Below are 356 nucleotides of genomic sequence, written 5' to 3'. Positions count from 1 at the left end.
GGGAATCTCGAATAAATGGTTTATTCCCCAGCGTCTTTAATTATGCGATAAATATGGAAATCAGGGTCAATTCAACATTTAAATTTTCGTGTTTTTGGGGTTGCAGCGAACAACTCAATCGCCCTGAAACCCATTTTCCTGCTATGTTACAAGCAATGTGCCCAGCCGATCCATATTGTACGCAAGGTTTCTCATCCCAATCTTCACCGTCGCCCTTGCCAGGCCGACTGTTCTTACAAGCAAATTTCCTGCCTTCTGGGTTTGCGCACCGAAAACATGCTCAACCCTTACACGAACCTTCGATTTGGTCCTGTTACTCTTCTGTTCCCGAGCTGTCAGCTTTCGGTTCCGAGTGC

Annotated in this window: 1 protein-coding gene; it reads right to left on the bottom strand. The window is 46.1% G+C overall.

All coding sequences use genetic code 11. The annotated features are described in order from the left end of the window. Positions 1 to 141: 141 nt before the first annotated feature. Positions 142 to 356 (bottom strand): transposase (locus JWH17_RS25055; protein WP_205223768.1); only part of this gene is annotated, 215 nt, incomplete at its 5' end.

This window comes from Desulfogranum marinum, from assembly GCF_016918565.1.
In the GTDB taxonomy this organism is placed as follows: Bacteria; Desulfobacterota; Desulfobulbia; order Desulfobulbales; family Desulfobulbaceae; genus Desulfogranum; species Desulfogranum marinum.
Note: the sequence above shows the minus strand (reverse complement) of the source record. Positions and strands in the feature narration are given on the sequence as shown.